At 36.0% G+C, this 25,726-nt stretch carries 28 protein-coding genes and 1 riboswitch; of the genes, 22 read left to right on the forward strand and 6 right to left on the reverse strand.

The window, feature by feature from the left end; genetic code table 11:
* The first annotated feature begins 42 nt into the window (after positions 1-42).
* Together BMY13_RS06710 and ald are read left to right on the forward strand one after the other, a co-directional pair.
* Positions 43-801, forward strand: a complete 759-nt coding sequence (locus BMY13_RS06710) for an SDR family oxidoreductase (RefSeq protein WP_092492310.1) — start codon at positions 43-45, stop codon at positions 799-801.
* Between the two features lie 99 nt (positions 802-900).
* The gene (gene ald, locus BMY13_RS06715) at positions 901-2,019 is read left to right on the forward strand and encodes an alanine dehydrogenase (RefSeq protein ID WP_092503526.1); all 1,119 of its coding nucleotides are present in this window, start codon (positions 901-903) and stop codon (positions 2,017-2,019) included.
* Positions 2,020-2,067: 48 nt separating this feature from the next.
* Here ald and BMY13_RS06720 read toward each other — a convergent pair whose 3' ends face one another.
* Positions 2,068-3,165 (reverse strand): M24 family metallopeptidase, encoded by a 1,098-nt coding sequence (locus BMY13_RS06720; RefSeq protein WP_092492312.1) that lies wholly within the window; start codon positions 3,163-3,165, stop codon positions 2,068-2,070.
* Positions 3,166-3,322: 157 nt separating this feature from the next.
* Here BMY13_RS06720 and BMY13_RS06725 point away from each other — a divergent pair, with 157 nt between their 5' ends.
* The 6 genes from BMY13_RS06725 to BMY13_RS06750 all read left to right on the forward strand — a co-directional run bounded on the left by BMY13_RS06725 (position 3,323) and on the right by BMY13_RS06750 (position 8,189).
* Positions 3,323-3,835 (forward strand): DUF4178 domain-containing protein, encoded by a 513-nt coding sequence (locus BMY13_RS06725; RefSeq protein WP_092492313.1) that lies wholly within the window; start codon positions 3,323-3,325, stop codon positions 3,833-3,835.
* A gap of 12 nt (positions 3,836-3,847) precedes the next feature.
* Positions 3,848-4,519 (forward strand): PspA/IM30 family protein, encoded by a 672-nt coding sequence (locus BMY13_RS06730; RefSeq protein ID WP_092492314.1) that lies wholly within the window; start codon positions 3,848-3,850, stop codon positions 4,517-4,519.
* Positions 4,520-4,774: 255 nt separating this feature from the next.
* Positions 4,775-5,419: a DUF4247 domain-containing protein gene (locus tag BMY13_RS06735; RefSeq protein WP_245736056.1), complete on the forward strand. Its 645-nt coding sequence runs from the start codon at positions 4,775-4,777 to the stop codon at positions 5,417-5,419.
* Between the two features lie 15 nt (positions 5,420-5,434).
* Positions 5,435-5,830 (forward strand): DUF350 domain-containing protein, encoded by a 396-nt coding sequence (locus BMY13_RS06740; RefSeq protein ID WP_092492316.1) that lies wholly within the window; start codon positions 5,435-5,437, stop codon positions 5,828-5,830.
* 56 nt (positions 5,831-5,886) lie between these two features.
* Positions 5,887-7,437 carry a polyamine aminopropyltransferase gene (locus BMY13_RS06745; RefSeq protein ID WP_092503528.1) on the forward strand — a complete coding sequence of 517 codons (1,551 nt, stop codon included), beginning with the start codon at positions 5,887-5,889 and terminating at the stop codon, positions 7,435-7,437.
* A 71-nt stretch (positions 7,438-7,508) separates the two neighbouring features.
* Positions 7,509-8,189 (forward strand): metal-dependent hydrolase, encoded by a 681-nt coding sequence (locus BMY13_RS06750; RefSeq protein ID WP_092492318.1) that lies wholly within the window; start codon positions 7,509-7,511, stop codon positions 8,187-8,189.
* A gap of 98 nt (positions 8,190-8,287) precedes the next feature.
* On the opposite strand, the gene BMY13_RS06755 is transcribed toward BMY13_RS06750, so the two are convergent.
* Positions 8,288-9,079, reverse strand: coding sequence for a PulJ/GspJ family protein (locus BMY13_RS06755; protein ID WP_092492319.1), 792 nt, complete (start codon positions 9,077-9,079; stop codon positions 8,288-8,290).
* 60 nt (positions 9,080-9,139) lie between these two features.
* On the opposite strand from BMY13_RS06755, the gene BMY13_RS06760 reads away from it, so the two are divergent.
* From BMY13_RS06760 to BMY13_RS06815, 12 genes are all read left to right on the forward strand, one after another.
* A complete protein-coding gene (locus tag BMY13_RS06760; protein ID WP_175476738.1) occupies positions 9,140-9,562 on the forward strand; it encodes a type II secretion system protein in 423 nt (140 codons plus the stop codon).
* Entirely contained in the window at positions 9,559-9,993 is a 435-nt protein-coding gene (locus BMY13_RS06765) for a hypothetical protein (RefSeq protein WP_092492321.1), read from the forward strand. The genes BMY13_RS06760 and BMY13_RS06765 overlap by 4 nt, the downstream gene beginning before the upstream one ends.
* Positions 9,990-11,624, forward strand: a complete 1,635-nt coding sequence (locus BMY13_RS06770) for a GspE/PulE family protein (protein WP_175476739.1) — start codon at positions 9,990-9,992, stop codon at positions 11,622-11,624. Before BMY13_RS06765 ends, BMY13_RS06770 begins: the two co-directional genes overlap by 4 nt.
* 12 nt (positions 11,625-11,636) lie before the next feature.
* The gene (locus BMY13_RS06775; protein ID WP_092492323.1) at positions 11,637-12,677 is read left to right on the forward strand and encodes a type IV pilus twitching motility protein PilT; all 1,041 of its coding nucleotides are present in this window, start codon (positions 11,637-11,639) and stop codon (positions 12,675-12,677) included.
* 3 nt (positions 12,678-12,680) lie between these two features.
* Positions 12,681-13,877, forward strand: a complete 1,197-nt coding sequence (locus BMY13_RS06780) for a type II secretion system F family protein (protein ID WP_092503534.1) — start codon at positions 12,681-12,683, stop codon at positions 13,875-13,877.
* A 46-nt stretch (positions 13,878-13,923) separates the two neighbouring features.
* A riboswitch (cyclic di-GMP riboswitch) is annotated at positions 13,924-14,008 on the forward strand.
* A 44-nt stretch (positions 14,009-14,052) separates the two neighbouring features.
* Entirely contained in the window at positions 14,053-14,418 is a 366-nt protein-coding gene (locus BMY13_RS06785) for a prepilin-type N-terminal cleavage/methylation domain-containing protein (RefSeq protein WP_092503536.1), read from the forward strand.
* A 110-nt stretch (positions 14,419-14,528) separates the two neighbouring features.
* Positions 14,529-15,281: a prepilin peptidase gene (locus tag BMY13_RS06790; RefSeq protein ID WP_092503538.1), complete on the forward strand. Its 753-nt coding sequence runs from the start codon at positions 14,529-14,531 to the stop codon at positions 15,279-15,281.
* 21 nt (positions 15,282-15,302) lie between these two features.
* Positions 15,303-16,202 carry a type IV pilus biogenesis protein PilM gene (gene pilM / locus BMY13_RS06795; protein WP_245736074.1) on the forward strand — a complete coding sequence of 300 codons (900 nt, stop codon included), beginning with the start codon at positions 15,303-15,305 and terminating at the stop codon, positions 16,200-16,202.
* 12 nt (positions 16,203-16,214) lie between these two features.
* The gene (locus tag BMY13_RS06800; RefSeq protein WP_092503542.1) at positions 16,215-16,757 is read left to right on the forward strand and encodes a hypothetical protein; all 543 of its coding nucleotides are present in this window, start codon (positions 16,215-16,217) and stop codon (positions 16,755-16,757) included.
* Positions 16,750-17,283: a hypothetical protein gene (locus BMY13_RS06805; protein ID WP_092503544.1), complete on the forward strand. Its 534-nt coding sequence runs from the start codon at positions 16,750-16,752 to the stop codon at positions 17,281-17,283. The genes BMY13_RS06800 and BMY13_RS06805 overlap by 8 nt, the downstream gene beginning before the upstream one ends.
* A gap of 215 nt (positions 17,284-17,498) precedes the next feature.
* Positions 17,499-17,726: a hypothetical protein gene (locus BMY13_RS06810; protein ID WP_092492330.1), complete on the forward strand. Its 228-nt coding sequence runs from the start codon at positions 17,499-17,501 to the stop codon at positions 17,724-17,726.
* A 72-nt stretch (positions 17,727-17,798) separates the two neighbouring features.
* Positions 17,799-19,106, forward strand: coding sequence for a DRTGG domain-containing protein (locus BMY13_RS06815; protein WP_092503547.1), 1,308 nt, complete (start codon positions 17,799-17,801; stop codon positions 19,104-19,106).
* A 432-nt stretch (positions 19,107-19,538) separates the two neighbouring features.
* On the opposite strand, the gene BMY13_RS06820 is transcribed toward BMY13_RS06815, so the two are convergent.
* Positions 19,539-19,829: a YtpI family protein gene (locus BMY13_RS06820; protein WP_092492332.1), complete on the reverse strand. Its 291-nt coding sequence runs from the start codon at positions 19,827-19,829 to the stop codon at positions 19,539-19,541.
* 194 nt (positions 19,830-20,023) lie between these two features.
* On the opposite strand from BMY13_RS06820, the gene BMY13_RS06825 reads away from it, so the two are divergent.
* A complete protein-coding gene (locus tag BMY13_RS06825) occupies positions 20,024-20,968 on the forward strand; it encodes a DHH family phosphoesterase (protein WP_092503549.1) in 945 nt (314 codons plus the stop codon).
* A 34-nt stretch (positions 20,969-21,002) separates the two neighbouring features.
* Here the strand turns inward: BMY13_RS06825 and BMY13_RS06830 are convergent, their stop codons facing one another.
* From BMY13_RS06830 to ytrH, 3 genes are all read right to left on the reverse strand, one after another.
* The gene (locus BMY13_RS06830; RefSeq protein ID WP_342728793.1) at positions 21,003-21,191 is read right to left on the reverse strand and encodes a YtzJ family protein; all 189 of its coding nucleotides are present in this window, start codon (positions 21,189-21,191) and stop codon (positions 21,003-21,005) included.
* Positions 21,192-21,336: 145 nt separating this feature from the next.
* The gene (ytrI, locus tag BMY13_RS06835; RefSeq protein ID WP_092503552.1) at positions 21,337-21,840 is read right to left on the reverse strand and encodes a sporulation membrane protein YtrI; all 504 of its coding nucleotides are present in this window, start codon (positions 21,838-21,840) and stop codon (positions 21,337-21,339) included.
* Positions 21,840-22,172, reverse strand: coding sequence for a sporulation membrane protein YtrH (gene ytrH / locus BMY13_RS06840; protein ID WP_092492336.1), 333 nt, complete (start codon positions 22,170-22,172; stop codon positions 21,840-21,842). Before ytrH ends, ytrI begins: the two co-directional genes overlap by 1 nt.
* Positions 22,173-22,315: 143 nt before the next feature.
* Between ytrH and dnaE the strand changes: the two genes are divergently transcribed.
* On the forward strand, positions 22,316-25,687 hold the full coding sequence (gene dnaE, locus BMY13_RS06845) for a DNA polymerase III subunit alpha (RefSeq protein ID WP_092503554.1): 3,372 nt from the start codon (positions 22,316-22,318) through the stop codon (positions 25,685-25,687).
* The last annotated feature ends 39 nt before the right edge of the window (positions 25,688-25,726 follow it).

Here is a 25,726-nt window from a genome sequence, read left to right on the forward strand (position 1 = left end):
TATAATTCCAATCATGATAAGTAGTTCAAGGAGGAACAAATGATGGGACATGCACTAATCACAGCAGGTACATCAGGATTAGGAAGAAAAGTGATCGAAGAATTTTTGAAAATGGGTCATTACGTTACGACAACATATCACAGCGGTTATGAGAAAGCACAAGAAGTTAGACAGGAACTGGTACAATATAATCATTTATTACATATTGAGCAAGCTGACGTAACCAGTAAAAAGAATATTGAAAGTCTTGTAGAAAAAGCTGTAACACGCTATGGTGGTATTGATTACCTTATTAACAATGCTGGTCCTTTTATTTTTGAGCGTAAAAAATTACTTGATTATACTGATGATGAATGGAATAAGATGATAAAAGGAAATCTTGATGCCGTTTTTAATTTATTAAAATTAACCGTCCCATATATGCGAGAACAACGCTTTGGCAGAATAATTAATTATGGCTTTCAAGGGGCTAACAGCGCATCAGGCTGGCCGTATCGCTCTGCTTTCTCAGCAGCTAAAAGTGGGTTAGTATCTTTGACTAAAACAGTTGCGTTTGAAGAAGCAGAATATCAAATCACCTCGAACATGGTCTGCCCAGGCAATATAGTTGGTGATATGAAAGAAGCAAGTATTGCAGAGAGCAGGCAGGTGCCCGATGACGCAACCCCTGTTGGCAGGTCAGGAACAGGTGAGGATATTGCACGTACAATCATGTATTTATGTGATGAAAATTCAGACATGATTACAGGGGCTATTTTCGATGTTACTGGAGGGCTTGATGTAATTCATCGATACCGTTAAAGTTGTAGTGCTTTTTTATATAGTATTTGTTACAATTAAAGTGTTTGCAATTACTATATTAATACATATTAAAGCAGTTTAATAAAGGAGGGTTTATCATTGAAAATAGGAGTACCTAGAGAACTGAAAAATAACGAGAACCGTGTAGCAATGACGCCAGCTGGAGTGTTGACGCTGGAGAAAGCTGGACATGTGGTTTATGTAGAAACAGAGGCAGGATTAGGTTCTGGTTTTACCGATGATCAATATGCTGAAGCTGGAGCGATTATTGTTCCCACGGCTAAAGAAGCTTGGGCACAGGAAATGGTCATGAAGGTGAAAGAACCCCTAGCTGAGGAATATGACTATTTTTATAAAGGTTTGATCTTGTTTACTTATTTACATTTAGCAGCCGAACCAGAATTAACAAAAGCATTAATTGATAATAAGGTTGTTGGAATTGCATATGAAACAGTACAATTGGAAAATAACTCATTGCCACTTCTAACACCGATGAGTGAAGTAGCTGGTCGAATGGCTTCGCAAATTGGTGCACAATTCTTAGAGAAATCAAAAGGTGGTAAAGGCATACTGCTAGCTGGTATTCCTGGTGTTAAACGTGGTAAAGTAACGGTGATTGGCGGTGGAGTAGTTGGAACAAATGCAGCAAAAATTGCGATGGGCTTAGGAGCTGACGTTACTATTATTGATTTAAGCCCAGAACGTTTACGCCAGTTGGATGACATTTTCGGATCATCTATAAATACGATGATGTCCAATCCATTAAATATCAGTGAGGCAATCGCAGAGTCTGACCTGGTTATTGGTGCTGTATTAATTCCTGGTGCAAAAGCGCCAAAATTAATTACAGATGGCATGGTACAGGCTATGTCAGAAGGCTCAGTTATTGTTGACGTTGCAATTGATCAAGGTGGAATTTTTGAAACAAGTGACCGTATCACAACGCATGATAACCCAACATACACAAAGCACGGCGTATTGCACTATTCTGTTGCGAATATGCCCGGAGCAGTACCTCGTACATCGACAATTGGGTTAACAAATGTTACTGTTCCATATGCACTTCAATTAGCAAAAAAAGGTTATCAAAAAGCTTGCTTAGATAACGAAGCATTATTAAAGGGAATTAATACATTAGAGGGGTATGTGACATATCAAGCTGTAGCTGAATCTCATGACCTGCACTATGATGACGTTCATACGTTATTGAACAAATAAAATGAAAAGAGGGTGCCCAATAGTTAAAACAAGGGGCACCTTCTTATATTAGCCGATAATCTGTAATTCTTTTGGATATTTCGTTAACGTTTCAGGTCCTTTTTGGGTCATGAATATCATGTCCTCTATTCGAACGCCGCCTGTATTTGGAACATAAATTCCTGGTTCGACTGTATAACACATTCCTTCTTTTAATGGCAGCTGATTTTTACTATGCATGGAGGGATATTCATGTGTTTCAATTCCTAAACCATGACCGATTCTGTGTGTGAAATACGTGCCATATCCAGCTTGTTCAATGTGATTTCGTGCGACTAAATCAATTTCCCCAACAGATGTCCCAATTTTGGATGCTTCGATTGACTTTCTTTCAGCTTCTAACACCGTGTTATAGATTTTTTCTTGCTCTGGTGTAATTGATTTATATGCAACTGTTCGTGTTGTGTCAGAACAATAGCCTTCAAAAATAACACCAAGATCAAATAGAACCATATCTCCTTTTTCAATTTTCTTCATGGAGGGTGTTCCATGTGGTGACGCTGTTTTAGCGCCTGATAAGGCCATTGTTGAAAACGACATATGCTGAATTCCCTGTTTCTTTAACTCAAATTCTATCTTTGCAATAACTTCGAGCTCACCAGCTCCTTCGTTAATTGCTTTCACTCCTGTCTCTATTCCAAAGTCAGCCAGGGAAGCCGCTTGTTTTAAAAGTGAATATTCTTTCTTGCTTTTAATAACTCTCAAGTTTGCTAATATTTCCTGTCCATCTGAAACAACTGCTTCAGGAAGAACTTCCATTATTTGATGGTAACGATCCAAAGTAAGCTGATTATGCTCAAGACTAATTGAATGTGGAATACTATTATTTCGTTTTAGAAAATCATGAAATAGGCTCCAGGGATTTTCATGATCCTGATATCCGATTATTTCGTAACTCCAGCCAGCATTTTTTGCATCTTCTACTTCCATTGAGGGTACCATTAATAAGGGATCATGATATTGACTGACATAGACAGCAATAACACGTTCATGTGGTTCTGTATAATAGTTGCTTAAGTAGTAAAAGTTTGCCTTAGATGTGACAAGCATACTGTCAAGGTTATTCTTTTTTAGTTCATTTAATAATGTGTCTAATCTGTTCGTCATATAAGCACCTCATTTTAGTTAATACTTATATTATAACAAAAGTAAATACAGTTAAAACGTGTTACAATATAAATTAAGGTTTTTTGATGAAACTATTTTAAAATCGAATCGTATAACATAAAGAATAACCACTTTAGTTGGTATGTGAGGTGAAGCTATGGGTCTATTTTCAAAGCTTTTTTCAAAAAAGGAAAAACAACGTTCTGCACCTGAAGAGCGAACAACATTGTCCATTGCAGTCGGTGATATTGTGACATACGACTTAAGGGACTATGAAGTAGTGGGAAAAATCACTTATCGTGATGGAAGCTATGAATGGTATGGCTATCAATTATTGGAAGGAAGAGATACTCTTTGGCTTTCAGCGGAAATGGACGATGAATTAGAGTTGGGTATCTACAAAAAAATACAATATCCAATTTCTAAACCATATCCTAAGGAATTAACCTACGATAATAAAACGTATTATCTTGAGGAAAAAGGAACTGCAAGCGTACAAGGTGAAGGGAGAAGTTCTAACCTTAAAGATACCGAAACAAATTACGCTGATTATAGTGCAGATGATGGATCCCATTTCTTAAGCTTTGAATCTTGGGGAACAGAAATTGAAGCTAGTTATGGTTATCCGATTGAATCATATGAATTAAAAATCTTAGCTGGAACAAAATAGAGGAGGATAAATATGTTTAAATTTTTTAAACGTGTAACAACTGTGGTTGGTTCGGAAATGAATGCAATGCTTGACAAAGCTGAAGATCCGGTGAAAATGCTGGAACAGTTTATGCGGGATATGGCTGAAGATATTCGAGAAGTCGAAACATCCGTTTCTAAACAAATTGCTAACGAGAAAATGCTGAAACGTAAAGCAGATGATGCTCAGGCAATGGTCGATAAGCGCCAAAAACAAGCAGAGCAAGCAATAGAATCAGGTAATGAAGACCTGGCTCGTCGTGCGCTTCAGGATAAAAGTGACCATGAAGGTCAGGCAACAATGCTTAATGAATCATGGGAACGTGCAAAAAGAGATTCTGATGCATTACGTGATAAATTAGATGAAATGAAAAAAGAATATCAAGAAATGAAATTGAAGAAAGATTCACTTAAAGCCCGTGCAGAGTCAGCCAAAACGAGAACCAAGATGAATCGGACAATGTCTTCAATTGGCAATGATGAATCCAAACAAGGATTTGAAAGAATGGAAGAGAAGGTCATGCAGTTTGAAGCGGAGGCTGAAACGAGTGAGGATCTATCTCAGGAAAGCCGTACATTGGATGATGAATTTGAAGAATTAGAAGATAAATCTAACGTTGATGACGAACTTGCAGCGCTTAAAAAGAAAATGAATAAAGAATAAATAAGAGTGGGAAAATGGGACAGACTCATTTTAGCAGTAAGAAAGTACAAATCCTTTCTTACTGCAGACGTACAACTAAAGCCTTCGCCATTAAACTTGGCGAAAAGCCAAGTTTAATAACAATAAGAGCTGTCCCAAAGATTTGTGAGCAGTTAAGAAAGTATAACTACTTCCTTACTGCATAAGTGCAACTAAGCTTTCGCCATTAAGACTTGGCGATAAGCTAAGTTTTCTAAGAAAGGGGGTGAATACTTGTTGAAAAAGTGGCTCATATTTACAGGCCTAATACTAATCATGCTTATTATGACATCGTGTGCACAACTAGGGCCGTTTTCAGATAGAGGAATGCAAGAAGAAGTTATTATCACGAAAGATGATGTTCCACAAGAGCCTGATAAGGAATCTATAGTTAATGAATTGAATTCGAATAAAGATAATGAAATAGATGATTTAATTGAGGCTAATTTTCCATTAATGGATGTCATATCAAATGAATCAAATAAAGCAGAGATATATGCAACTAATCAATTTGATTTAACAGAGTTATCATCTGTCTTGACCTCAGCCAAGAAACCTAAAAATGAGAGTGAAGTTAAAGATAATCAGCAAATATTGATATATGATGATTCATTTGTAACATTAAAGGAAAGTGAAGATGATAAAGATGTACTGCTTCTTGAAGTTGCAAGCGATGAATTCGTTAGACAAAATTATTCACCAAGTTTTTTAAGTACATTTTTTGCTATGAGTCTTTTAAACAACACCTTTGGTTCAAATAATTGGGGGTGTAGATCAGGAAATTGTTATGGGGGATATACTGGTAAAGGATACTACCCAAATGGTACACCAAACCGTGGAGGTTCAATTTTTCGTGGTGGTGGACCAGGTTCAGGAAAATAAAAGGAGTGTGTTAGAATGGGACCATTTATAGCAACGTTTGTCTATTTTGCAATCTCTATTGCAATTATATTGATTGGCTTAGTTCTATTTGCAAATATAACAAGAAAATATAAGGATATGGATCAGGTTAAAGAAGGTAACCAGGCGATAGCATTGTCCATTGCTGGAAAAATTATGGGTATTGGTATCATACTAGCATTTGCGATTTATAATAGTGATGTTATTTACGAAACAATAATTTGGGGTGCGTACGGTGTGGTACTTCAAATGGTTGCATATGTTTTATTTGAACTATTAACCCGTAAATTTTCAGTTGAGGATCAGCTGTTAAAAGATAACCGCGCAGTCGGTATTATCTCCATGGCTGTTTCAATAGGGCTAGGATTTGTAATTGGTGCATCCATTACATAGAATTTACTAAAGCGACCAGCATGAAGCTAGGTCGCTTTATATTTTGGGGTGGTTAAATGAACGAAAAATCCATTCGGCAAAGCAACTTTATTTACTGGGCATCTGGAATTGTATCCATTTGTGGCATAATTTTTGAGGTATTGTTTGGTGCGTTAGGGTCATACATATTGGGTGATGGTGTTAAACAATATACATTGACTATATCCTTATTCTTAACGGGTATGGGAATAGGTGCCAGTATTAGTGAAAGAGTAACGAAAAACCTAATCATATCTTTTGTCTATATCGAGTTCGGTGTAGCAATTATCGGAGGATTCTCCAGTTTTACGATGTTTGGTATTACAGCATTTGCTCCTGCGGGTACGGATGCTTTTTACTTATACTTTATTACATTGTTAGTTGGTGCATTAACGGGTGTTGAATTACCAATACTTATACGGAAGGCTAATGAGATAGGTGTTACGCTAAATAAAAGTACTGCGAGAGTATTATTTTCAGACTATGCCGGTGGTCTTGTTGGTGGTCTGTTATTTGTATTTTTGCTCCGTCCTCAATTTGGCATGGTTAAATCAGCATTTTTAGTTGGTTGTATCAATTTGGCAGTAGCTTTAATTGTATTATGGTTATTCCGTAAAGAGATACGACGTTTTGCTGTACATGCTGTTATCGGAGTGTTAATCGGTTTGTTGCTTGTTATCGGGTTGTTTTTTGGAGAAGCGATGGCGTTTAGTTTTGAACAAAAACTATACAAGGATCCCATAATATACATGGAAGAAAGCAGCTATCAAAAAATAATACTCACACAGGATCAGGGGGATACACGTTTATATTTGGATGGTTCATTACAATTTAGTTCAACTGATGAATATCGGTATCATGAAGTTCTGGTTCATCCTACTATGGAATATTCAAAAAATCCTGAAAAAGTATTAATTTTAGGTGGAGGAGATGGAATAGCCGCAAAAGAAGTGCTCAAATATGAAAGTGTTGAGGATGTTACACTCGTCGATCTTGATCCGGCAGTGACTAAGCTTGCTAATTCAAACCGGCAAATTCTTCGATTAAATGATGGCTCATTACGCAATGAAAAAGTGAATGTTATTCATGATGATGCTTTTAAATTCTTAGAGAACAATAAAGAATGGTATGACGCTATTATAGTCGACCTGCCGGATCCCAATAACGAAAGTCTGAATAAGCTTTACACAAAAGAATTCTATTCACTTATTCGCAATCATTTGCTCCCGGGTGGTGCAGCAATGATTCAGGGTACAAGCCCTGTCTTTGCAACAAAAGTATATTGGACTATTTCCAAAACTGTAGAATCAACTGGAATGGATATTGAAAATCTTCATGCTGATATCCCAAGTTTTGGAAACTGGGGATTTGTAATGGCAAGCAGAGAACCAATTAAGCTTGATACGATTACGATTAATAAATCTACGAGATTTCTGACAACTGATATGCTGACAAGTTTGGCTAAATTTGGTAAAGACGAAGACAGTCGGATAGTTGAAGAAGATGGGGAAACATTTGACTTGGAAATTAATACGTTAATTGATCCAAAATTAATTCAACTATATGAGAATGCATGGAAAAATTATTAATCGGGTAAAGGAATATGAAAAGCTCTATCGAATGTATAGGGTGTAGACTAAATGTAAAAGGAGCGATAATAGTGAAATTATCATATCATGGACATTCCGTTGTCCGAGTTGAAACAGAGGACCATACTATTTTAATTGACCCATTTATTTCGGGGAATGAAGCATGTGACTTAGAACCATCAACCGTTGAAGCAGATATTATTCTGTTGACACATGGGCACAATGATCACGTTGGTGACACGTTTGAAATTGCTAAGCGAAATGATGCATTAGTTGTCGCACCAAATGAACTGGCTGGATACCTCGGTTCTAAAGGTTTGAACACACACCCAATGCATATCGGTGGCGCCCATGTATTTGACTTTGGAAAAGTGAAATTCACTCAAGCCTTTCACGGATCATCCTATACAGAAGAGGATGGAACAATTATTTATACTGGAATGCCAGGTGGTATTTTACTTACCATCAACGGAAAAACAATCTACCATGTAGGCGATACTGGGTTATTTAGTGACCTGAAGCTGATTGGAGACATGAATGATATTGAAATTGCCTTCGTTCCAATTGGAGATAATTTTACAATGGGACCTGAAGATGCATTAATAGCAGCTGATTGGATTAATGCAAAGACGGTTGTACCGGTTCATTATAATACGTTCCCGGTAATAGAACAGGACCCAGATTCATTTGCTGCTAAAGTGAAGACAGGTAAAGGATTAGCAATGAAGATAGGAGATTCAATAAATCTGTAATGTTAAAAAACGTGAGCATTTGCTGCTAATGCTCACGTTTTTTTGTTTTCAAGAGTATAACATCTTAAAATTTTTCTTTTAACCCTATTAGTCTTAGTCTAATTGCATTTAAAATCTATATCATAGTCACTTTCTGATTTGCCATCTGGAAAGTGTATTTCTCCTTTAACACAAAGATGTCCTGCTTTATCGTTTCCACCTTTCCCAACTATTCTAACGTTATCACTAATGTAAAGGTTCTTCTCTACCACTAATTTTGTTTTATTTTTCACTTCAATATCCCCAGCTATCCATGCACTGCCATTAACTTTACAATCATCTATGAACATTACTTTCTTATAATCATCAGCATTTTTAAACCGAGTGTTTTGATTATAATCACAGTTAGCAAACTTTCCATCTTCAGTGAACTCGTATTTTTCATCTTCTTCATTTTTTAGCTCTATTACATATTCGTCATTATTTCTCCAAGATGTTTTAATTGTAAGGGTCTGATCAGCCTCATTTGCTGTTGTTATTTCTATCGGTAGAACTTCTTGCTTTGTTATTCCTATTATGCAATCGTTATTTACTTGTTTCGTTTGTTGTTTATCATCTAAAAAAGTAATGACTTGTTTTACATCTAATCCATCAATTTTCTGATAGCAAATATTAAATTTTTCTGCATCTTCAACTTCATCACTTTTTTCAGTATATTCGTTTCGTAATTCACTAACTAAAACATTAGTTTCCTGATTTAAAGAGATTTGTCTACTTGTATTATCTTCACTATTAATCATTTGAATAATAACAGTGGAAGAAAGGGCGATAAGAACTGCAAATAAACTAATTGAAGCTAATAGCTCAACTAAAGTCATACCCTTTTGAGTTGAAAATTGTCGAAGTTTCATGTCTACACATCCAATAAATGCTATAATAGGATAAAAGTCTCGAGTAAGGTGTGAATTCTATTGTATACTAGATTCAAAAAAATAAATAGTAGCGGATTTACCCTTGTTGAAATTATAGCATCAATTGCAATTTTAGGAATGGTTATTGCGGTTTTATTACCAATTTTCCCACAAATAATGAGCTGGACACAGAAGACGGATGAGGAATTAGTGGCTAGCAATCTATTAAGTGAAGTAGCTAACGAAACGGAAAAAGTAGATGTTGCTAGTTTATTTGGTGAAAATATCATTGGATGTGAGAATGGTTCATCAGAAGATGTATTTTTAAAAGACTATCAATTAAATAGTGAAAATTACGAGGCAAGAATAAATATTTGTGAAGAATATGATGTGAGTTTATACCGTACTCATATTAAAATATACGCTAATGATGATAGATTGGTAAGTGAATCGTATACATATATTCTAGGGGACTTGAAATGATTAATTTTAAAAGTGAGAAAGGTGCGGCACTGATACTTACATTGGTGATCATTACTTTATTTCTTGTTTTCATCTTGACTCAATTTTACCAAATTACAAATACAACAAAACAAGTAACTACTATGGAAAAGCAAATTGATGCACGACTCATTGCCGAGATGGGGGTCGATTACTATAGGAGTTTTGTACAAAACTATATTGATGACGAAGGAATTACAGATCCAGGTGAAGTGTATATAACTGAAATTAATCTACCGCAAAATCCTGTGAAATTGGACTCAAAGGATCACAAGTTTTCTATTAATGATTCGCATATAGAAGAACGAACTGAAGAGAAAGTAACGATTAAATTTATTAGCATTGGAACTGCATTTAACAAAGAAAAAGAAATTAAGGATACCATAATCATTACATTTGAAAGTGAGGGATGACTTTGAAAACACGAAAGCGACTTGGGGACCTTTTACAAGAGGCTGGTCTTGTAACGGAAAATCATTTAAACCAGGCACTGGAAAACAAAAAAGAAGATCAAAAGCTTGGTGACGCTTTACTTGAACGAGGAGTAATTACGGAACGCCAACTGATCGAAGTTCTGGAATTTCAATTAGGTATTCCACATGTTTCGTTATATCAATACCCAATTGATCAATATGTACTAGGCTATGTATCAAAGGAAATGGCGCAGCAAAATTATATAATGCCTCTGAAAGTCCAGGACAATGCTTTGACAATAGCAATGAAGAATCCAATGGATTATTATATCATTGATGATTTAGAAATGGCAACAGGATTTAGTATATCACCAGTAATCGCAGCAAAAGACGACATTCTATTTGCCATTAATAAATATTATTTTAAAAATGACTCTAAGCTACCAATAGAGACTAATACCAAAAATGATGATGAGGCACCAGTTATTCAGCTACTTGATCAACTATTACATACAGGAATTCAGCTTAAAGCAAGTGACATCCATATAGACCCGCAAGAAAAGAATGTAAACATCCGTTATCGAATAGACGGCAGACTTCAGACCGAGAAAATAATACCACAACAAATGCAAAATGCTTTAATTGCAAGAATTAAAATATTGGCAAATCTAAATATAACGGAAACAAGGCTGCCACAGGATGGGAGGATTAAAACGAATGTTGGTGAAACGCCAGTAGATTTACGAATATCTTGCCTTCCTACAGTACATGGTGAAAAGATTGTGATTCGAATTCTAGACCTAAATAATGCGCTGATGCAATTAAGTGAGTTGAATTTTTCCGAAGATAATTATAAGAAATATAAGCAGTTAATTACACAACCATCAGGACTTGTTTTGTTAACAGGACCAACAGGATCAGGAAAAACCTCAACATTATATGCGTCAATCAATCAGCTGAATCAAGAGAATGTGAATATTATTACGGTTGAAGACCCTGTGGAGTACCAGCTGGATGGTATTAATCAAGTACAAGTTAAAAGTTCTATTGAACTTACCTTTGCAAATGGATTGCGTTCGATATTAAGACAGGACCCGAATATTATCATGGTTGGTGAAATTCGGGATCAGGAAACAGCGGAGATTGCTATTAGGGCTTCCTTAACAGGTCATTTAGTATTCAGCACAGTCCATACAAATAGTGCAATTGACACGGTGCCACGATTAATCGATATGGGAATTGAACCGTATTTGGTAGTTTCATCCTTATCGGGTATAGTTGCACAGCGATTAGTTCGTAAAATTTGCCGGGATTGTATCACAGAACGCGAGCTGACTGAAATGGAGAAAGAGATTTTTAATCAAAATAATATGGAAGCAGATGTTGTTTATTATGGGAAAGGTTGCAGCAGCTGTCACCAGCAAGGCTATCGCAGCAGAATAGCAGTACAAGAAGTGCTGGTAGTTGATGAAAGAATTAAAAGTATGTTGCTGAATAATGAATCAATAGCAGAAATTCGTTCCTATGCCAAACAGCAAGGCATGAATTTTCTAATTCAGGATGGGTTAGAAAAAATTAAACAGGGATTGACTTCCATGGAAGAAATTATGCAAGTTTCAATCAATATATAGGGGGTTATTCGTATGAGTGAAAAATTTGAAAAATGGTTAACAGAAGCTTTTCACAGACAAGCATCCGATGTGCATTTAACGATTGGGAAAGCCCCTATATTTCGCATAAATGGTAACTTGATTGAGCAGAATGAGCCAAAGCTTAGGCCATCTGATACGCAACAAATTGTAAAGGCAATTATTCCAAATGATCTTTTGCAATGGCTGGAGGAGAAACGCGAGCTAGATTTCTCTTATGGAATTAGTGGAGTTTCAAGGTTTCGGATTAATGCATTTTATCAACGCAATCAGTTGTCATTGGCAATTCGAATTGTTCCAACTAGCATCCCATCAATTGAGGAACTACATCTCCCAAATATTACCAAGGAAATCATACACAAGCCACAGGGACTAGTGCTTGTAACAGGGCCAACCGGAAGTGGCAAGAGTACGACGCTTGCTTCCATGATTCATCATATAAACCAAACAATGCAAAAACATATTATTACTTTAGAAGATCCGATTGAATATATGCATACACACAACAAGTCAGTTATTGACCAACGAGAGATTGGTTTTGACACAAATAGCTTTGTTAATGGACTCAGAGCAAGCCTGCGACAAGATCCTGATGTAATATTAGTTGGGGAAATGCGTGACTTGGAAACAATCTCAACTGCGATTACTGCTGCAGAAACAGGGCATTTAGTTTTAGGTACCCTCCATACAACAGATGCAGTATCAACAATCGAAAGGATTATTGATGTATTTCCATCTGAGCAGCAAATGCAAATACGTATTCAATTATCATCAATTTTAAAAGCTATAATTTCTCAGCAGTTACTGGTAACAAGGGACAATACGGGGCGTCGTGCAGTAACGGAAGTTCTTATTAATACACCCGCTGTTAAAAACTTAATTCGCAATGAAAAACTGCATCAAGTTCAAAATGTACTGCAAACATCGAAAGAACAAGGGATGCACACGCTTGAAATGGATCTAAAAAGGTTACTTAAAGAAGACCAAATATCTTATGAAGCTGCGGCTCCTTTTATGCAGGAAGGGGGTTTTTAATTAATGAACTATCTATATAGCGGAAAACGCACATCTGGCCAAAAAGCAAAGGGAAAAATTGTGGCCGATTCAAAAAAAGATGCGCTATTATGGTTAGAGAAGGATGGTTTCATAGTAATTGAAATAGCTGAGACGAAATCATGGAATAAGGATTTATTTATTAATAAAAGAGTTAAAAATAAGGATTTTGTTATTTTTCTTAGGCAATATGCAACATTGATTCATGCAGGTATATCGATTTCAGAAGCCACGAAGACGATGTCCAGGCAAACTGACAATTATGCATTAAGACAAGCACTGACAGCTATTGATAAACATCTTGACCAGGGACAGGCACTTTCAAAAGCGGTTGAGCGTCACCCAAAAGTCTTTCCATCTCTACTCGTCAACATGATCCGCGCTGGGGAGGCCAGTGGCAAACTTGATGACATATTAAACCAGATGGCTGATTATTATGAGAAAGAATATCGCAATAAACAGAAGGTGGTTTCAGCTCTACTTTATCCTAGTGTTGTAGGAGTTATTACGCTTTTATTAAGTATGTTCTTACTCGTATTTATTGTTCCTCAATTTGTAGGTATGTTTAATTCTTTTGGTGAAGAGATTCCAGCGTATACCCAATTTATTTTAAACCTTAGTGATAAGGTTGTTGCTTTTTGGTGGGTGCTTATTGCCCTAGCTGTGTTAGGTATTGCTATTTATAAGTATCTGTTGAAGAATGATGCGTTTGTTTACCGTGTCGATAAGGTTAAAATGAAGTTTCCTTTTTTAGGTGTGCTTGCTCATAAAGGTGTGTTGGTTCGTATGACACAAACGTTGAGTACTTTAGTAAATAGTTCTGTACCAATCTTACAATCGGTGGAAATTACCGAAAAAGTCGTTGGGAATCGTGTGATTCAAGATGTATTAAAGCAATCCCGGAAGTCGATGGAAGTAGGAGAATCGATCACTATTCCTATGAAGGGACACTGGGCATTTCCGGTTTTAGTCGTTCAAATGATCCAGATTGGTGAACAGACGGGGACTTTAGACAATATGCTGTCAAAAGCTGCAGCATTTTACGAAGAGGAAGTTGAACAATTGTCGAATCGAATCAAAACATTAATCGAGCCACTCATGATTATTGTCCTGACGGTAATTGTAGGTAGCATTATTACAGCAGTTATTATTCCAATGTTTTCTTTATTTGAAAATATCTAGTAAACTTGGTAGATTTTTGTCTGAAATTGAATTATAGTGTATATAGAAGGTAGTAGGATGCGATGATAAATTACCTGTATTTTGGGCACTTTGGTAGTTTGGAGTAAGTAGTGCAACCGGCCAGCAAAATTTAATAGACTTTATATCTTATATATTAAGAGGGGCGGGGATTTTTATGCTAGAACTCATAAAAAAATTGATAAAGAAAGAAAAGGGGTTTACCCTTGTTGAACTGTTGGCGGTTATTGCAATTTTGGCAATTATTGTTGCTATAGCAGTACCGACAATTGGGAATGTTATTGGTGACTCCGAAAAAAAGGCACATGAGGCAAATGTAGAATTGATTGAAAATGCTGCAAGGTTAGCAGATGTTAGTGGTGATTATGATACGGATGGAACTATAACGGTGTCACAACTAGTGGGAAAAGGGTATCTAGAGGAAACTCCTAAAGTTCCAGGAACAGAAACCGAATATTCTGGTTCTGTTACTAAAAATGAGAATGGGACATTCAATTATGACGGAGATGAAAGTGTTGACTGAAAACAATATGATATAAAATGAATTTAATTATAATCTACGCCTTGCACCATATAGTTGCAGGGCGTATTCTTCAATTTAGAGTTTCTAGATTGTAACAAGGAGCCACGCTAATGGACATTCTGCTAATATTCTTCTTCCTCCTAGGCCTAATCTTTGGCTCATTTTTCAATGTTGTCGGATTGCGTCTGCCAGAAAATATACCGTTCGCAAACGACCGTTCAATTTGCCCCCATTGTAAACATCAATTGTCATGGTTTGAGAATATACCGATTATTTCATTTGTTATCCAAGGGGCAAAATGTCGCCACTGTAAAAAAGAGATTTCGTTTATTTACCCTGTGATTGAATTGTTTACAGGTATTCTATTTGCATTAAGCTACTCTTTATTAGGATTAAATTTAGAAATAATCACAGCGATACTATTGATTTCAATGCTCATGATTATACTAGTGTCCGACATAACCTATATGTTAATCCCGAATAGAGTCCTCCTCTTCTTTCTGCCATTATTCATTATCATCCGTATTATCCAGCCGCTAAATCCATGGTGGTCATCCATTCTTGGTGTTATAATCGGAATTACAATCCTTGCATTGATTATAATAATAAGTCGTGGTGGAATGGGCGCGGGAGATATGAAACTTTTCGGTATCTTAGGTATTATTTTAGGAGTTGATAAGGTATTACTGGCGTTTTTCCTTTCCTGTATGATAGGTGCAATTATCGGAATGATGCTGCTTCTTTTCAGGGTAATTGAGCGAAATCAGCCAGTTCCTTTTGGTCCATATATTGTTGCAGCTACGCTCATTACATTTTTTTACGGAGAACTTCTATTAAACTGGTATTTCAATTTATTCTTGTAAGCAGGTGATAGTTTGGGGATTATGAATATTGGAAGAGTAAATATTGTTATTACAAATCGTGTATTGCGTTATACATATCATAAAAGCACATCTATTGATGGGCTTGTAGAACATGGAGAAGTAGAGTTGCCAAAAGGTACAATTCAGGATGGGAAAATTAACAACAAGCCTGTTCTTTTGGGAATTATAAACCAACTTGTCCGTGAACACAATTGGAAACGTAAAAAGCTTAATTTTGCCGTTCCGGATGATACAGTTGTTATCCGCCAATTACAAATCCCAGCGTCACTAACCAAACAGGAGGCAATGGGGTATGTAGAAACGCAAATTGGTAATAGTTTCTATTTGCCATTTGCAAATCCTGCAATAGCAATTGAGTTCCTAGACGTTGATGAGGCAAATAGAAACATTCTGCTATTTGCTTATCCAAAAGAAAAATTAACATCATTTGAAGTGATTTTTGAAGAGGCGGGTCTAAAACCGACAGTTGCTGATCTTACTTCGCTGTCTGTTTATCGTTATTATTATTTGTCGAATTATAAAGAGAGAAAAGATCATGTTTTACATGTACACTGGAATCACGATGCACTTGTTTTAACTGTATTTCAAAATGACCAAGCAATCTTCACCAGGTATTTGAAAAAAGATGCTGTTGAAGAAGTAAACGAAGAATTAGCAGTGCAGATAATCAATGAGTATATTATAGAAGTTAATAGAATAATAGACTTTTATCATTATTCGATAACAAAAGGTGAGGCCCAGGTAGGTCAGATACTATTATCTGGCGATTTCCCTTTTCTATCAAAAGCATACACAAGTCTTTCTGCAGCAGTAACGATACCAATACATAGTTTTAAAGGTGAAGAGTTGCCGGTTAAATATATCGATGTTCTAGGTTTAGCGCTGAAACAAGATTCGTAAAGGGGAGTAATGATGAATACAGAAATAAACTTTCTTGAAAAACAACCTAAAAAATATATTGCTCCCCTTGTATTAGGCATTGTGTGTATTCTATTACTTGCTTGTGCAATTGCTGTATTTCTGGTTCAAAAAAATACCTATGAGAATCAAATAGAAGTTAAAAAAAATAAGGCATCGCAATTAGAAACACAATTACTTGAGCAACAAGATGAATTTGCAGAAGAACAAAAACTTCAAGAACTGCAGCAAGAAGTAGTTGCTTTAAAAGCTGAAAAGATTCCTAATGTAATTTTATATAAAGAGATGCTTGCCTTTCTGTCGTCATCTGAACAGTTACTTAGTTATGATTATACAAGCGTAAATCAGCTTATTATTGATGCGGAATTTGTAACCCTTAAAGATGTCTCAATCTATGTGAACAAATTATTGAAACAGGATTATGTCAAAGATACAGAATTAACTAGTGTGAGCAAAATGAAGACATCATATCAAGCAACCCTAACTATAAGTTTGGATAGTGAAATTTTAGTAAAGGAGCTTGGTGAAAATGATTAATCAATGGACAAAAAAATATACTTATGCCCTAATTGGAGTTATAGTTGCTACTTTAATTATCTATGGTATTTCTTATTTTAGTATAATTAACCCGATGCAGGCAGAAATAGATACAATGGATATGAAAGTTTCCATGTATGAAAACCAAATTACAAAATCTGCAATTAGTGAAAACAAACCGAACGAAGAGTTTTCATCTGTTAGTTTACAAGTTCCAACAGAAAAATCACCAGATGATGTATTAGTAAACTTGGAGAACATTGCAAGCACTGCGAATGTAACAATTAATTATATTGGATCGAATATAAATGTATCGGAAATTCAGCAAGAGGATGAAGAAACGAAAAAACTTAGCGAAAATATTTATTCATTAGATGCTACCGCTGCAAATTTGGGTGATATTAATGTTTTTCTCTCTAAAGTGCTTGAAAGTGAGCGGTTAATGATAATAGATACAATCAATATACAGCAGGATGAAGACCAGGTGTTTTTAACAATATCATTTAAAACCTATTACACTGGATAGCCTTTTTTAAGGCTATTCTTTTCTTTCTTAGCATAAGCCTAAGGCACTCGTCATTAAGGCTTGCGCTCCAGATTATAGGGGGTTAATACAACTTCATAAGAGTCCCTTTAATGAATGCCAAGTTTTCTAACTTCCAGAACATTGTCGGACAAGTGGATTTGTAGCTGTTCTTAATAACCTAAAATCATCATAAGGTATTTTGAGGAGGGATATTTATGCGTCATTATGCGATATTACGATTATTATTAGCTGGTTTCTTTCTTTATTTTGCATGGCCTGCTATTCCAAGCGCAACATCACAGGTTGAGCTTGTTTTTTGGGGAGCGTGGTTGCTGTTTTTAGTTCTAGTGGTCGGAGCTAATTTTGCAACACTTTTACAAATTACAAAGCCACCAGTTATGGAACAGGAGAGATTAGGACATCGTCAAACGCTTAATCATTGAGGTTTTATTGTATCAACTGTATAATAATTAGTATAGTTATTGACTAGTACAGTTGAAAGTCGGTGAACGGAAATGACAACAAAACATGAACAGATTTTACAACATATATTATCATTGGAAATTGGACATAAAATCTCTGTGAGACAAATTGCCAAAACGTTGAATCTAAGTGAAGGTACAGCATATCGAGCGATAAAGGATGCTGAGAATCAAGGACTGGTTAGTACCATTGAACGTGTTGGCACAATTCGGATTGAGCGTAAGAAGAAGGAAAATATTGAACGGTTAACATTTGCTGAGGTAATCAATGTCGTTGACGGACAAGTCCTGGGTGGTCGGAAAGGGTTACACAAGACATTAAGTAAATTCGTTATTGGCGCAATGCAGCTTGATGCCATGATGCGCTATACTGAAGCAGGGTCACTATTAATAGTAGGGAACCGCGTGAAAGCGCATGAATTAGCATTAAGTGAAGGAGCGGCTGTATTAATAACTGGTGGATTTGATACGAATGATGATATCAAGCAATTAGCTGATGAAAAAGAATTGCCTATCATGTCTACTAGTTATGATACATTCACGGTTGCAGCGATGATCAACAGAGCAATTTATGATCAATTGATTAAAAAAGAAATAGTTTTCGTAGGTGATATATATACACCATCTAACCAATCCTATTATTTATATGCTAAAGATAAATTGAAGCGGTGGTATGAATTAAACGACAAGTCAACCCATACTAGATATCCAGTGGTTGATGAAAAAGAACGTGTAGCTGGAATGATAACGTCCAAAGATATAATTGGAAAGGATCAAAATATCTTAATTGAGAAAGTTATGACTAAAAATCCAATTGTCGTCCAGGACAAAACATCGCTAGCTTATGTTGCCCATATGATGGTTTGGGAAGGAATAGAAGTTGTCCCAGTTGTTGATGCATCCCAAAAACTTAAAGGTGTGGTGTCACGTCAGGATGTATTAAAGGCATTACAGCAAATTCAGCGTCAGCCACAAGTTGGCGAAACTATTGATGATGTAGTCTCAAGGAATTTACAGGCAATTGAGGGGGACGAGACAATTTTCCAGGCGCACGTCACCCCACAGATGACAAATCAACTTGGAACACTTTCAAATGGTGTTTTCACCGCATTAATGACAGAAGCGAGCAGCAGAGTGTTGCGATATATTAAAAAAGGTGACTTGGTTGTTGAGAATCTCACAGTATACTTCATTAAGCCAGTACAAATAGACAGTAATTTAATAATCAAACCTGAATTATTAGAAGCAGGTAGAATTTATGCTAAAATAGATGTAGAAGTTTATAATGGAAAGAAAATGGTTGGAAAAGGACTGTTAATGGCACAATTAATTGACCGTTAAAGAACAAAAGCGCAAGCTCGCGGTATGGACTGCGCCCACGCATCGCGGATGGGTCAACGTTGCCGCGCAAAGAGGCGATCTTAGTCGAACTTCCTTTTCCCTGAGATTAGATGAACTTGACTTATCGCCAATAATAGCGAAAGTCAAGATGAATTTTATGCTTGGAAAGCGAAAAGGGTACACGAAGAGCGTAAGCTGCCCCGCAGAACGTGGGGTAGTTCGAAGTTGCCATAGGATGTGTTGTTCTAGTCGAAATTCTTTTATTTCTTATTGTAGACACGGGGAGGGAAGTCCACTAGACGTTAGGCGCTGGCCGGTGAGTACGCCACAGGACGTGGCTGATTCGGAAATCCAGTTATCCACAGTACTTAAATTTTATAGTTTCCAAGACAATGTAAAAAGCTGACTAAGTCTTAGTCAGCTTCTCCATTATTATGCATTTATTCTTTTCCATTCTTTGCGGTAATGTTTTGTTTCTCTAAAACCTAGATTAAGCTGCAATCCGCCTAGTACTAGAAATACAATTCCGATAAACAATGAGATTTGTGTTTGATAGAATATGTATTGGTTAACACCAAAGAAGAATAGAAAACTCCCAAGACTTATACGCGATTTTGCGTTAAAATATGCTTGGGTTAACTTATCGCTAGTCTTCATTATAGCGACTTTGTAGTATACATAAAAAACAAGCGAGAGCACGATGATAATTGGAAAAATAATCATATAATCTACTCCTAAATTTAATGTCTTTATTTATTGTAGCTTGTTTTTAAGAGTTAAGAAAGTATAAACTTTCATATTTTATGTGATTAGAAAACTTGTCTTATCGCCAAGCTATAATGGCGAAAGCCTTAGTTGAACTTATGCAGTAAGAAAATAGTTATATTTTCTTAGCTGCCAAGATAGGAGCCAAATAAATGAGTCTGGAAAAAATTATTCAATCAATTAAAGAATTTGAGACAATCATCATTCATCGTCATGTGCGCCCAGACCCGGACGCATATGGTTCACAAGCAGGTTTAAAGGAAATAATTTTACAGGCATTTCCTAAGAAAGATGTTTTTATTGTTGGTGAAGAGGAGCCTTCATTAAACTTTTTGGTTAGAATGGATGGAATAAGTGATGAGACATATAATAACGCACTTGTAATTGTTTGTGATACTGCCAATGCAGCTCGTATATGTGATCAGCGATATGAACTCGGTTCAATGCTAATTAAAATTGATCATCACCCAAATGTTGATGAGTATGGAGATTTAATGTGGGTGGACACAACCTCCAGTTCCACTAGCGAAATGATCTATGATTTGTTTTTGTATGGGATAAATGAAGGACTTGAGTTAAATGATGAAGCTGCTCGTCTCTTATATGCTGGTATAGTTGGTGATACAGGAAGGTTTTTGTTTCCAAGTACATCGCAAAAAACATTTCAGCATGCAGCCGAACTAATTACGTATAACTTTGATCGCTCAAGTCTTTATGATGGTCTCTATAGTATAAAAGACAATATTGCCAGACTGCGTGGGTATATCCTGCAACATTTTCAATTAACTTCTTCAGGTATGAGCACGATAAAACTGACAAGGAATATTCTCAATGAATTTCAAGTTGACCCCTCAGATACAGGTCAATTGGTAGGTGTTCTTGGTGAAATTGAAGGAATTAAAGCATGGGCATTTTTCATTGAAGAAACAGACCTTATTCGTGTTAGATTACGCTCAAAGGGTCCGATAATTAATGAGATTGCCGGAAAATATAATGGCGGGGGTCATCCTATGGCCGCAGGTGCATCTGTAAACAGTTGGGATGAAACGAAAAGTGTTATCGATGATTTGGAGAAAGCGTGCTTAGCTTATACATAATAAAAACAAAAGTGCTGATATTAGCACTTTTGTTCTAACTGCTCTTACTTTCTGGCAATGGTATAAACCAGCACCCTATATTTGTTTGATCGTAATGTACATGAAGATTGTCTCGTTCAATAGAACGTTTCATTAGTCGAATAAGCTCATCAGATTCAGCATATGCAGTGCGTCCTTCTTTTAATTGGGCAATTTTCTCATCGCGAATGTGTCTAGGATTCATAATAAGCAATTTAATCCAGCTCCTTTCATTAAAGTAAGTTATTATATGAAAGTGGATTTTAAAATGACTTTACTTCTACTATAATTGTATTATGTTCCTGATGAAATTGCCACAGAATTTATGATATTTCATTAAATATTCATAGTTAATTGGAAATTTTTGCCTCTACTGTTATTTTTACTGTCTGTGAAATGACTGTTTTCTGTACAACAAAATTATAAGTGAAATCATCTACTTTAAAATTCTTGTTTTGTATTGTTGCTTCTAATAGCTCGGAACTTTCGGAAACTATGGTTACGTCCTGTCCAATAATATCTTCAATCTCTTTCTTCATTAATTCTTCTAGGTCATGTATTATTAGTCTATCAAGACGAAGTTCTTCCTTGTTTGTTATATTAATTTCGATTGAATCAACTGTTAACGCTTCTTTTGATTTTTCATCCAGATCCTGTTTATCCTTTAATAAAGCTTCATTTTGATTTTCCAATTCGTTTACCTTTGATTTAAGTTCCCTGTTTTCACCTAGTAGCTGTTCATACATATACCCATGCATATAGACAAAAATAAAATAAGCTATAATTGCTCCAATGAATGTTCCGACGAGAAATCGCTGCCATCCTTTTCTTTTATGATATGGTGGAATATGCATTAGCCTACATCCTCCTGAATTAGCCATCCAATTAGAATCATAGCTGTTTTTACCCCGCCCATCGCAGATAAAATAAGTAAGACTTGTTTTACCATGTCTAGGGTGGATCCATCATAGATTCCTTTTTCAAAATTGGCGATTGCGTCGAATGTTCCGCCAATTGCGGCAACAACTGCCCAGATTCGCAAGCTTTTAGCAATACGGCTTATCGAGGTGAACGGAGCATCTCCTGTTGCAAACGAACCCATGCTACCAATAATTGCACCGCCGATAATTACGCCAAAGGCTATAAAAAAGCAATGTATAAATTGAGCTATAAATCGTTCCTCCATTATTTACGCTCCTTATGAATTTACTCCTTTCATTGTATGATTGGTGTGGACAAGATATGTTATTATGCACGATGGGATACAATTGAAATTTGATGCAGATTCTGAATAGTTTAGCTATAATAATGGTAGAGAGGTGGGATAGTATGTCATTTACGCATTTACAGGTACGAAGTGGTTACAGCCTTATGAATAGTACCATAACAATTAGTAAACTGGTTGATAAAGCACGAGAACTGCAATTTGATGCACTAGCACTTACAGACGAGCATGTTTTATATGGCACTATCCCTTTTTATAAGACTTGTATAGCTAATGGAATTAAACCTATTATTGGAATGACGGTGGAAGTAGCTGCTGCCGAAGATGAAACAGAAACGTGCGTCCTTTTGGCTAAAAACAACCAAGGTTATAAGCACCTTACAAAAATTAGCACACATATACAGTTATCCAAGAAGGCAAGCATCGAAAAGTCTGATCTTGAATTATACAGCAGTAATTTGATTTGCATCTTACCAACTGTAAATAACAAGATGGAATCTCTTTTATTAACACAAACACATGATAAGGTTATGTCGTATTTAGAGGAAACTTGGAATATGTTTCACTCGGATGACTTTTATATTGGTATCCAAGACCATGGATTGGAAAAAGAAAGAAAGCTTAACAATTCACTTAAAGCTTTCCATGAAATTTACCATATTCCTGTCGTGGCCTGGAATGATGTTAGGTATTTGGATGAAAAAGATGATATTGCATATGATTGTTTACAAGCAATAAAAATGGATAGAGGATGGTCACTTCAAATAACCGACCCCACTATTAAACAACGCCATTTACGATCAGCCACTGAAATGGAACAACTTTTTAAATCGTTTTGGCCAGAAGTACTTACTACAACTGATTTAATTAAAGATAAGTGTAATGTTACGTTTGATTTCGAAAGAAGAATGTTACCATCTTATCCGGTTCCAGATCAGCTGGATACTCATACATATCTTGAGAAAATGTGTTGGATTAATGCCGAACAAAAATATGAATTTGTTACAGACAAAATTGCTGAACGTTTAAGATATGAATTAAATACTATTCAATCAATGCAGTTCAGTGATTACTTCTTAATTGTATGGGATTTTATTGCATATGCAAAAATGAATGACATTTTAGTAGGACCTGGGCGTGGATCAGCAGCTGGGTCTGTAGTTGCTTACGTACTTGGAATTACAGAAGTTGATCCAATTAAATATGATCTATTATTTGAACGGTTTCTAAATCCTGAACGTGTAACAATGCCTGATATTGATATCGACTTCTCTGATCATCGACGTGACGAAGTGATTGATTACGTGCGAAATAAATATGGTGAGGAACACGTTGCTCAGATTATAACATTTGGTACGTTTGCAGCCCGTTCATTGTTACGCGAACTGATTAAGACTATAGGAATTGACCAGCAGGATGCCTACTTTGTGTTAAAAGAAATTCCTGTTCAGGCCAAAAACACCATAGTAGAGTATGTAAAGGATTCACCTGATTTGCAGCAATACATAAAGCAATCAACTAAACTGAAGGCACTTTTTGCCATAGCAACAAAGTTGGAGGGCCTGCCAAGACATATTTCGACACATGCTGCTGGTGTCGTAATAAGCGACGAAGCATTAGTTGAAGATGTGCCGTTAACATTAGGGGCAAATGATACAAGTTTAACTCAATTTCCCATGAATGACTTGGAAGCAATTGGTCTATTAAAAATGGACTTTTTAGGGTTGCGTAATTTAACACTACTGGAACGGATCATTAAAACAATTAAATATACATCCAAGCAAACTATCCAGTTAACCGAAATACCGGATGAAGACCCTAGTACATATGCATTGTTGCAAAGAGGGAAAACGAATGGTGTCTTTCAGCTTGAATCACAGGGGATGAAGCAGGTTCTAACAAGACTTAGTCCAACATCATTTGAAGATATTGTAGCTGTAAATGCTTTATATCGACCTGGTCCAATGGAAAATATACCTGTTTACATTAATCGAAAACATGGACAGGAAAAGGTTGATTATCCACACCCCGACCTTGCTCCTATTTTAGAAAAAACGTATGGCGTATTAATTTATCAGGAGCAGATTATGCAAATCGCCCATCAGATTGCTGGGTTCTCATTAGGTGAGGCTGACATTTTACGTAGAGCTGTAAGTAAAAAACAACAAACAATTATGGAACAGCAAAGAGAGGCTTTTATTCAGGGATGTTTAAAGAATGGTTATACAGAAAATGTCGCTGATGAAATATTTAAGTGGATTGTAAAATTTTCAAATTATGGTTTTAACCGGAGCCATGCTGTTGCATATAGCAGGATTTCTTATCAGCTTGCTTATTTAAAAGCGCATTACCCTGAGAGTTTCTTTGCAGAGTTGTTAAGTTCTGTTGCCAGTCAACAGGATAAGTTACATCTATATATGAAGGAACTAAAAGAGATGGAGATAACTTTAGCACGACCTGCAATTAATAAAAGCTTTGGCAAATATGTTGTCGAGCAAGACAGTGTAAGAATGGGACTACATTCTATCAAAGGTATTGGAAATCAGGTTATTAAAGAAATTATTAGGGTTAGAAAAGAAGGGCCGTTCAAAAGTCTATTTGATTTTTGTTTACGTGTTTCTTTAAAGTTAATCAATAGAAAAACACTAGAAACGCTTATCATGGCAGGATCTTTTGATGAATTTCATTGGAATCGTGCAAGTCTCTTGGCGTCGATAGATCAGGCTATGGAGCAAGGAGAGTTATTTAAGGAATTTACTGACCAATCAAACCTATTCCAGGAAAAGCTTGACTTGGAAGCTGATTATGTCGATATAGAGGATTTTAGTTTAATGAAAAAACTGAGTGACGAAAAAGAATTGCTTGGTATTTATGTTTCCAGTCACCCTTTGAAAAAATACCGCAGTATTCTGACAGCATATGACCATGTATCTGTGACCAGGGCGCAAAAATTGGTTGGGAAGAAAAATCTGAAAAGTGTTGGTATTGTCCAGTCTATTAAAACTATCCGCACCAAACGTGGAGAATCGATGGCTTTTGTCACAATTGGTGATGAAACAGGTGATATGGAGGCGGTTATTTTTCCGGATTTATACCGAGATGTTCACCGTTGGCTTTCTGAAGAAGCAATCATTACATTTACTGGAAAAATTGAAAAAAGAAATGATAAGATACAATGTATTATATCCAGGATTGAAGCGTTTGACGAGGAAGCATGGGAACTAAATGAAAAACAAAGATTATTTATTAAACTAACTGAGCAAAATAGTGAGAATGCATTGACAACCATTAAAAAAATAGCAAATGAATACAAAGGGGGAACATCAATTATAGTCTATCATCAAATGAATAAATCAACGTATCAATTATCAAATGATTACTTGATTAATCCTAATAATCAATGTTTAGTATTGTTACGCAACCATTTTGGTGATGATAATATAGTATTGGATGAACTGCAAGGGTATGACAGTTAACCGCTTTCTGATGGATGCTGTTACGTTTCTTTCTTCTTT

This window comes from Virgibacillus subterraneus, assembly GCF_900110695.1.
Classification (GTDB): domain Bacteria; phylum Bacillota; class Bacilli; order Bacillales; family Amphibacillaceae; genus Lentibacillus; species Lentibacillus subterraneus.